Genomic DNA, 7,920 nt, shown 5'->3' on the forward strand with positions numbered 1-7,920 from the left:
CCGCGAGCTCTACCCTCAATCGCTGCGTCCCACCTCGTTGTTCGAAGCCAACGACATCGCGCCGGGCGCAACCATCCATCCCACCGCGCGGCTGGCGAGCGAGGTCACGATCGATCCGGGCGCCGTGATCGGGCCGCGGGCCGAGATTGGAAGCGGAAGCCTCATTGCCGCCACCGCCGTGATCGGGCCGGACGTGCTGATCGGCCGGGATTGCGCCATCGGCGCCGGATGCTCGATCACGCATGCGCTGATCGGCGATCGCGTCGTGATCCATCCCGGCTGTCGCATCGGGCAGGACGGTTTTGGTTACCTCGCCGACGCCACCCAGCAGAAGATTCCGCAGACCGGCAGCGTCATCATCCGGGACGATGTCGAGATCGGAGCCGGGACCACGATCGATCGCGGCAGCATCAGGGACACCATCATCGGCGAGGCCAGCAAGATCGACAATCTCTGTCAGATCGGCCACAATGTCGTGATTGGCCGGCATTGCATCGTGGTTGCTCAGTCGGGCCTGAGCGGCAGCGTGACGCTGGAGGATTTCGCCGTGCTCGGCGGCGCCGTCGGTCTCGCGCCGCACGTCACGATCGGCGTCGGCGGCCGGGTGGCGGCGCGCTCGGGCGTCATGAACGACATTCCGCCGGGAGAGACCTGGGGCGGCTATCCGGCCAAACCGAGAATACAGTGGATGCGGCAGCAGGCGACGCTGGACCGGTTGACCAGATCCGGCGACAAGACCGCCACTCCCCCTGGAGCCTCCGATCGGAGTTGAGGGGCCGTCCGCGTGATGAGGATGCGATCGGTCGCGCCTGCCATTCATGAGGAGACGCGCCGACCTTCAGCGTGCGTCCGGTCTTTCATGACTGTTCAGCCTTTGATGATGATGGGACGACGATGAAACTGACAAACTACAAAGTGCTGACCTTCGATTGCTACGGGACCCTGATCGACTGGGAGACCGGCATCATCGCGGCGCTGCAGCCGTTGCTCGCCAAGGCCGCGACGCGGCCATCGCTCGCCAAGGCCGCGACGCCGCTGGCAACGGACCTCGTGCTCGAGACCTTCGCGCGGCACGAATCCGCGCAGGAGGCGGAAACGCCGCAAATGATCTATTCGGACCTGCTTGCCGCCGTGCATCGGCGGCTGGCGGATGAATGGGGCGTCACGGCGAGCGATGCCGAGCACCGGCGCTTCGGCGAATCCGTGCCGGACTGGCCGGCGTTTGCGGATTCCGCCACGGCGCTGGCCTATCTCAAGCAGCACTACAAGCTCGTGATCCTGTCGAACGTCGACCGCAACAGTTTTGCCGGCAGCAACGCCAAGCTCGGCGTCCGCTTCGACGCCATCTACACCGCGCAGGATATCGGCTCCTACAAGCCGGACCTCGCCAATTTCCGTTACATGCTCGACCATCTCGCCGAGCTCGGCGTCGCCAAATCCGACATCCTGCACACCGCGCAGAGCCTGTTTCACGATCACGCGCCGGCGAGGGCCTTGGGTCTCGCCTCGGCCTGGATCGACCGCCGTCACGCGTCCGGCGGCTTCGGCGCCACGATGGCACCGCCCGAGCAGGCAAACTACGATATCCGCTTCACCAGCCTGGCGGATCTCGCGGCCGCGCACCGCGCGGAGCTGGCGATGAGTTGAAGGCGACGATCACTGCCAGCGCGTTACGCAAAGCAGGACGGGTTGAGCCTTTCGCTCCAGCAATCCGACGCGCTCGTGAGACTCTCCGCCGTCATCGCCCGACTTGATCGGGCGACCCGGTCTTCCAGCGATGGCGCGGTGAAATCGAAAAGCTGCAACGCGGCGACCGGCGGGCAGGCGCGCTCCACGCGCCATACTCTGGCACGGTCCAGCCCATGCAGTATGCGGCCGCTCTCCGATTCAACGTCGCGGTCTCTGGAAGAGGGGTCGCCCGCCTTCGCGGACGATGACGGTTGAGTTCGCATCCGATGTCCGATCGAATACTCGCCCGGTCTCCCTTGCGAAACCCATGAATTCACCGCGCGGCGATGGTAGGGCGCAACCAGTGCTGCCCGCTGACGCGGAGAAGCAATTCTAGAGAATTCGATACCACCATTCACCGCGCGGCACATGACGTCTATGGTCGGGAACGCCTCGAGCGCGAAGTCAATAAACTCTATCTGCCGCAACATTCCCACAATGATCGAAGGGACGTAGTACATGAAGGTCGCGGTCTCGAATAACTTCCGGCTACGAATATTGCCATTGCCTGCAACAGGCGGTTTCAAACTTATGCCCTAGCAGTGACCTCACCGAGCCTTGATTGCAGAGGATGCTTCGTATCGCCAGTGCACTTTCCGGAAAGGTGAGCGCCGGCTCTTCGTTAGGAGAATGCGACGAATAAACGGCAAATAGAGCGCCTTCCGATGCAACGTCATCGGAAAACGCCGTAGCCGGTCAGGCGTGCGCGGTAATCGAGTGAGTCACTTCAATGTTGGACAAAGCAGCCAGAATCCTGCTCGCGGTTGTGAGCTGTGTGCCGGTCGTGGCCGTTGCGACGGGCGGCGTTGCTGCCGCCGAGCAGTGTCTTGTTGCACCAGGCAGCCAAACGCCGAAAGGCCAGCAATGGTCTTATCGCCTCGAGCGAGGGACTGGCCGCCAGTGCTGGTATCTGAGGCAGGAAGGCGTGTCGTCTTCGCCGGCAGCGGCCACGTTGGTGCCGCTTCCGGTCGAGCGCCCGCTCATCAATGAAAACGCCATCGCAAAATCAATAGCGGACGCACATGACGAACTGCCGCAGCCACCGGCCAGTACCGAGGATGCCGGCAAAGCTCGGATGAGCATTCCGGATTCGTCGGTCGGATCCGGACAAGACATTCAGAATTTCGCACCGGCGCCGAATCAGCAGCTCATGTCGGTCGCGTCGAATGCAACGGACGCACGCCAGCAACCGTCAACGCGAGTCGAGGGCCCCGTTTCCGTGAAGGCGTTTGTGGTCATGGTGTTCGGCGCGCTGGCATTGTGTGAACTCGCAAGCAACGCGCTCTTTCCGCTGCGACGGCGCCGGCGCCGACCGCAAACCCGGTCGAGCTTGCGACACGAATTGGACCGACCGCGCTCCCGATCGGCTGATCCGGCATATTCGCCGAGGCGAATCGCTCCTGCTCCACCCGTCGCCGACCGCCCTCGCCAGCCCGTCAACCACGATGATCGCGTTCATCAGGTCGAGCGGTTGCTGGCGCAGATGGCTGATGGCCGCCGGCCGCCCGTGCAGCGAAGTGCATCGCGTGGCCGCACGAGCGCAGCTCATTGAACCCGCCAGAAAGAGAGGGAAGCCTTCTTCGAAACGCTTGCCACTCGCGCGGCCGGGAATGCCCCACGACCGTCGGCATCGGTCCGGGGCGGTCGCCTTACGCCCTTCGAAGAGCCCTCCCCGATCAGCCTGCGCCACTGAGATCATGGATGATTGGCGCGAGAGGGCCTGCGGTCAGATCCAATGTCGCCACGGTGATCGGCAGCTTGAAACGCCGTGGTCCGGCGCTTCCCGGATTGAGATAGAGCACGCCGCGACGCGTCTCGATCCCGGGCCGATGCGAATGGCCGCTAATGATGATTTCGACCCCGCCCGCAACCGGATCGAGCTGCAATGTCTTGACGTCGTGCAGGAGATGGATGCAGCGCCCGCCGAGCGTGATCGTCAGGCTCTCCGGATAACACTCCGCCCACCGGCCGGTATCGATGTTCCCTCGGATCGCAACGACCGGCGCAATGAGCTGCAGTCGGTCGATTATATCAGGCGAACCGATATCGCCGGCATGGATGATCTGCGCGACGCCTGCCAGCTGCTGCTCGGCCTCCGGACGCAGCAGCCCGTGGGTGTCGGAGATGATTCCTATTCTGATCAGGGCGTCGGCATCCTCGGCAGATCCACGAGACCTGACGCCCATCTTGGGCTGACGCCGCGGCCGCAATCGAGGCTATTATGGAAAAGCTCGAGATGTCGAGGCCGCCACGATCGCGGAACCGGCAGCTCGGTACAGCCCGGGACGTGCACTCGCCGGGAGAGCATCACGATTTTGTTCCTGCGGCGCGGCATTCCCGGCATTTGACATCACAGGCATGCAGACAACCCACGGGCATCTGATACGATTGGCGCGATGCGCATGAAGTTGATGGATCAGGTGAGTGGCATGAGCACCAATGGCAGCGTCGATGGCCCCCTCTGAAGCAATACGACATCGCGACCAACGGCATCTCCCTGCACGTCACCGAGCAGGGCGAAGGGCCGGCGGTGGTTTTCTGCCACGGATTTCCGGACACGTCCTGCACCTGGCGCCGGCAGATGAAAGCCATCGCATCGGCCGGCTATCGACTGGCGACTCCATCAAACTGACCCCATGGGAGCCGACCCATCGTTCGTCATTGGTGGACGCGAACGGTTTGATGGGTTTCGCTGGCGCTCTTTCATCCTGCGTTCCAGCAATCTTCATCCCGAGCCCATGTTGCGATGAAAGCTGCGCCGATGACGCCGACGCCCGCATCTTGCGCTCGTCCCGCCACACCACACGCTATTGGAGTGCGGGCCGGTCGACAGGCCACTGCTGATCTTTCTCCACGCTGGGATCGGCCTGATGTGGTGCGCGCAGCTCGCGGTTTTTGCGGCCGAAGGCTGGCGCTGCGTCGCGTGGCTCCGAAACAAACGGCGCCGGCGTCTCATGTTTTCGGCTGTTGCGCGGGCAGCTTTCCGAATTCCTGCAGCGTACGCAGGAAAGTTATCGCGTCTTCCCGGCTCAACATGCCGATGACATGCCGATCCCGGATCACGGGCATCTGATTGAAGCCATTGCGGTCCATCAGCTCCAGGGCAGACCACAGCTCGGCATCGGGATCGACGCATTTCAGCTGCTCCAGGGGAAGCATGGCCTGAGCGGCGCTCGTGGTCGCCCATTCGGAGCGCGGCACGTCCCTGATCCGATGCAACGTTATCAAGCCAATGGTCTTGTCTGCCCGATTGACGAGGAAACTGCGTTGCCCGCCGCCAAGGATATGTTCGTCCACCAGTTGCTGCAGCGTCAAATCTGCCGGGACAACGGCGCAACGCGTGCTCATGGCCTGCGAAACCGGATGGCCGGTCAAAAGGCCGCGCGATATCACCTGCGCGATCTGAACCGAAGCCGCGTTGTCGAGGAACCAGCCGATGAAGGCGATCCAAAGTCCGCCTCCAAGATTGCCGGTGAAGATCTGCCAGACCCCGGCAAAGATCAGCAGGAAGGCGAAAAACCGGCCGACATTTGCGGCAATGAGGGTCGACCTGGCCATGTTTCCCGTGATCGCCCACACGATGGCGCGCAGGACGCGGCCGCCGTCGAGCGGATAACCGGGTATCAGATTGAACAGCACCAGGGCGAAGTTGATATAGGCCAGATACCTGGCCACGCCCAACAGCGGCTCCATGCCGGCGACCAATGGCTGCGCCGCGTAGAACAGGATCGCCAAGGCGAGACTGACGAGCGGGCCCGCGATCGCGATGAAAAACTCGGCGATTGCGCTGGGCGGTTCTGCCCCGATTTGTGCGATTCCCCCGAACATGAAAAGTGTGATGCTGCGGACCGGTATCTTGTACCGCAGCGCCACCACGGAGTGGCCGAGCTCGTGCAGCAGCACGCTGGCAAAGAACAGGATGGCCGTGACGAAGCCCATCGACCAATACAGCAACGGCGGCCAGTTCTTGAATTCGTCGGGAAAGTAGCTGCCGGCAAGCATCCAGGTCAGCAGCGCAAAGATCACGAACCAGGAGTAGTCGAGACCGATCGGAATCCCCAGGATCCTGCCTAACGGGATGGTGTGCCGATTCATGAGAATTCTCCTTCGCTCAATCGATCCGGGCGGCCTGCGGCCAAACCTCATGAGCCCATATGGTGCTTAGATTTCCAACCGCCCGGCAGGTTGACCTGAATCAATCGGCGGAAGCTGCGCCTGCGAAGGGCTCGCGACCGTGTTTCGGATCGGTCGATGGTCCCAAGCTCGGCAAGGCCTTGCGGCTTCCGGACCAGGAGTTCGTCACCTTCGCCCAAACGGTCGGATATCCCCGCGGCTGACGCCGATCGAGAGAAGGTCCCTCATCGCATCTTCGATTTGAGCTTGAGGGTTTCCCCATCGACGACGCATTTGCCGTATCCCTGATGGTGGATGGTCTTCGGGTTCTTTTGCGAGCGATCGATCCAGGCTTGCAGCACCTCGACGACGAACAGATTGTACATCTTCACCAGACGGCGATCGACCACCTTGCATTCCAGATTGGCAAAACACTCGGCGATCAAGGGCGCCGCAACGCGTTTGGCTGGCGTCGGCGTCAGCCCGAACTTTTCGAACTTGGCAACGTCGCGGCCGGAGCAATTGCCGATGTTCACGACTTCTTGCGCCAGCCGGACCGCGGGAATGGCGATGACGCACTCTTTCGTCGCCCGCAAGGCGGCGAAGCTGTAATCGGCGGCGCTGACGACGCAGGCAATCAGCGGCGGCTCGAACTCGACCATCATGTGCCACGACATCGTCATGACGTTGGCGCGGCCGTTGCGGGCCGTGGTCAAAAGCACCACCGGCCCCGGCTCGATCAATTGATAGACGCGGGCCAGCTCCAGTTCTTTCATCGACATCACTGGATCTTCCGGGCGAACCTCGTCATGCTTGGTGTCCGATCGACAGCAAGATGTTTTACCTGACGCGGTGGTGCCGCCGACGATGTGGTCGCCCTGGCACTCGAGCACGCGCGAAATAGGGATTGACGACGCACTCTGCGGCGCGGCCCGATGCCGACATCGCACACTGCGCCAGCGAGCTATAGCCGCATTCGATGTAGCCGCCCTCGAGGTCATAGACCTGCAAGCAGAGAGGATAGTCTGGGTCGTAGGTCTGGGCCCTGGCCGGCGCCGCCGCCAAAGCCGTCGCGATTGCCAACATCGCCAAAGCCGGAATGCGCATCAGAACCTCCTTCGAGATCGGCATGGGTGTGAGTCGAGCCATGCGATGAAGCTCGGCTCCCGCATGACGCGTTTGCGGCCAAAGCTCAGGGCTCACGAAGAGTTCGCCATCGAATGAAGAGCGATGCTCGCGATCGAGCATCGCTGCGCGGCATCATGCCGGGTTCTGTTGCGCGATGGCGAGCAGTTCGTCTCGCTTTTTACGGATTTGCTCAGCGTCGACACCGTGTCCGGCGAGATCGGCCAGCAGTCTGTTGAATGCGGCATCCGACGCCGCGCCGACATCGGCATCGATCAAGGCACGGGCATAGGCTTCCGCAGCCGCGCCTGTTTCGCCGCGCTTTTCGGCAGCCCACAAGCCCAGCATGTGCAGCGCGCGTGCGCGTGCCTTGAACGCGCGCTCCTGATCATGCGCGAATTTCGCCTCGAAGGCCTCTTCCCTCCGGTCGAAATTGGTCATCCTTCGTCTCCCTCGCTTTACCCACGCGCTCGCCGCGATGATCCGAATCGCGGACGAGCATCATGAATGGCGGAAGATGGCCGCGGGTTGAGGTGGATCAAACCACGCCGGCGCCTTTGCTCTTTATTGAAGGTGTTTGGCCTCGGTGGTTGGGACGCTCTGCTTTGCGCCCTTGAAGCCATCGGTCAGGTCAATGACGCCAGCGGCGTGAAAGGTCCCTGGTGCGGCGCGCGAACGACCAGAACCGGAATGGTGCTGTGTGTCAGGACCTTGACGGTTTCGCTGCCGAGCACGATCGCGGAAATCCCACGCCGGCCATGCGAAGCCATCACGATCAAATCGCAGGATCTTCGTTCCGCCGTCTCGATGATGGCAAGGTATGGATGATCGTGATCGAGGTGCAGCGTCTCGCAGCTGACGCCGGCCACCGAGGCGGCCTGCTTTGCCACGTCGAGATATTTGGCAGCAAGCGCCGCCATCCGCTTCCTGTATTGTTCTGGCGTATCGGTGACC

At 62.5% G+C, this 7,920-nt stretch carries 10 protein-coding genes; 3 read left to right on the forward strand and 7 right to left on the reverse strand.

Features of this window, described 5'->3' with window-relative positions; translation table 11 throughout:
- Together lpxD and WCB02_RS22445 are read left to right on the forward strand one after the other, a co-directional pair.
- The coding region (gene lpxD / locus WCB02_RS22440; RefSeq protein ID WP_423961538.1) for a UDP-3-O-(3-hydroxymyristoyl)glucosamine N-acyltransferase at window positions 1–772 on the forward strand (772 nt) is incomplete at its 5' end.
- 122 nt (window positions 773–894) lie between these two features.
- Entirely contained in the window at window positions 895–1,647 is a 753-nt protein-coding gene (locus tag WCB02_RS22445; protein ID WP_423961540.1) for a haloacid dehalogenase type II, read from the forward strand.
- A gap of 23 nt (window positions 1,648–1,670) precedes the next feature.
- Here WCB02_RS22445 and WCB02_RS22450 read toward each other — a convergent pair whose 3' ends face one another.
- The gene (locus tag WCB02_RS22450; protein ID WP_423961543.1) at window positions 1,671–2,255 is read right to left on the reverse strand and encodes a hypothetical protein; all 585 of its coding nucleotides are present in this window, start codon (window positions 2,253–2,255) and stop codon (window positions 1,671–1,673) included.
- A gap of 206 nt (window positions 2,256–2,461) precedes the next feature.
- On the opposite strand from WCB02_RS22450, the gene WCB02_RS22455 reads away from it, so the two are divergent.
- Window positions 2,462–3,280, forward strand: coding sequence for a hypothetical protein (locus WCB02_RS22455; RefSeq protein WP_423961545.1), 819 nt, complete (start codon window positions 2,462–2,464; stop codon window positions 3,278–3,280).
- 124 nt (window positions 3,281–3,404) lie between these two features.
- Here WCB02_RS22455 and WCB02_RS22460 read toward each other — a convergent pair whose 3' ends face one another.
- The 6 genes from WCB02_RS22460 to WCB02_RS22485 form a co-directional block, all read right to left on the reverse strand.
- Window positions 3,405–3,914 carry a metallophosphoesterase family protein gene (locus tag WCB02_RS22460; RefSeq protein ID WP_423961547.1) on the reverse strand — a complete coding sequence of 170 codons (510 nt, stop codon included), beginning with the start codon at window positions 3,912–3,914 and terminating at the stop codon, window positions 3,405–3,407.
- A 766-nt stretch (window positions 3,915–4,680) separates the two neighbouring features.
- On the reverse strand, window positions 4,681–5,823 hold the full coding sequence (locus tag WCB02_RS22465; RefSeq protein WP_423961549.1) for a site-2 protease family protein: 1,143 nt from the start codon (window positions 5,821–5,823) through the stop codon (window positions 4,681–4,683).
- Window positions 5,824–6,086: 263 nt separating this feature from the next.
- A complete protein-coding gene (locus WCB02_RS22470) occupies window positions 6,087–6,617 on the reverse strand; it encodes a flavin reductase family protein (RefSeq protein ID WP_423961560.1) in 531 nt (176 codons plus the stop codon).
- A 64-nt stretch (window positions 6,618–6,681) separates the two neighbouring features.
- Window positions 6,682–7,089, reverse strand: a complete 408-nt coding sequence (locus tag WCB02_RS22475) for a DUF3551 domain-containing protein (protein WP_423961551.1) — start codon at window positions 7,087–7,089, stop codon at window positions 6,682–6,684.
- A 12-nt stretch (window positions 7,090–7,101) separates the two neighbouring features.
- Window positions 7,102–7,407, reverse strand: a complete 306-nt coding sequence (locus WCB02_RS22480; RefSeq protein WP_423961554.1) for a DUF1476 domain-containing protein — start codon at window positions 7,405–7,407, stop codon at window positions 7,102–7,104.
- A gap of 185 nt (window positions 7,408–7,592) precedes the next feature.
- On the reverse strand, window positions 7,593–7,920 hold a 328-nt coding region (locus WCB02_RS22485), incomplete at its 5' end, for a universal stress protein (protein ID WP_423961557.1).

Origin of the sequence: Bradyrhizobium sp. (genome assembly GCF_049581145.1) — a bacterium.
GTDB lineage: Bacteria > Pseudomonadota > Alphaproteobacteria > Rhizobiales > Xanthobacteraceae > Bradyrhizobium.

What these genes read in the sequence shown, in the direction of transcription:
- WCB02_RS22445 (WP_423961540.1), top strand. Translation starts at nt 895, where the DNA reads ATGAAACTGACAAACTACAAAGTGCTGACCTTCGATTGCTACGGGACC.
- WCB02_RS22460 (WP_423961547.1), bottom strand. Translation starts at nt 3,914, where the DNA reads ATGGGCGTCAGGTCTCGTGGATCTGCCGAGGATGCCGACGCCCTGATC.
- WCB02_RS22465 (WP_423961549.1), bottom strand. Translation starts at nt 5,823, where the DNA reads ATGAATCGGCACACCATCCCGTTAGGCAGGATCCTGGGGATTCCGATC.
- WCB02_RS22470 (WP_423961560.1), bottom strand. Translation starts at nt 6,617, where the DNA reads ATGAAAGAACTGGAGCTGGCCCGCGTCTATCAATTGATCGAGCCGGGG.
- WCB02_RS22475 (WP_423961551.1), bottom strand. Translation starts at nt 7,089, where the DNA reads ATGCTCGATCGCGAGCATCGCTCTTCATTCGATGGCGAACTCTTCGTG.
- WCB02_RS22480 (WP_423961554.1), bottom strand. Translation starts at nt 7,407, where the DNA reads ATGACCAATTTCGACCGGAGGGAAGAGGCCTTCGAGGCGAAATTCGCG.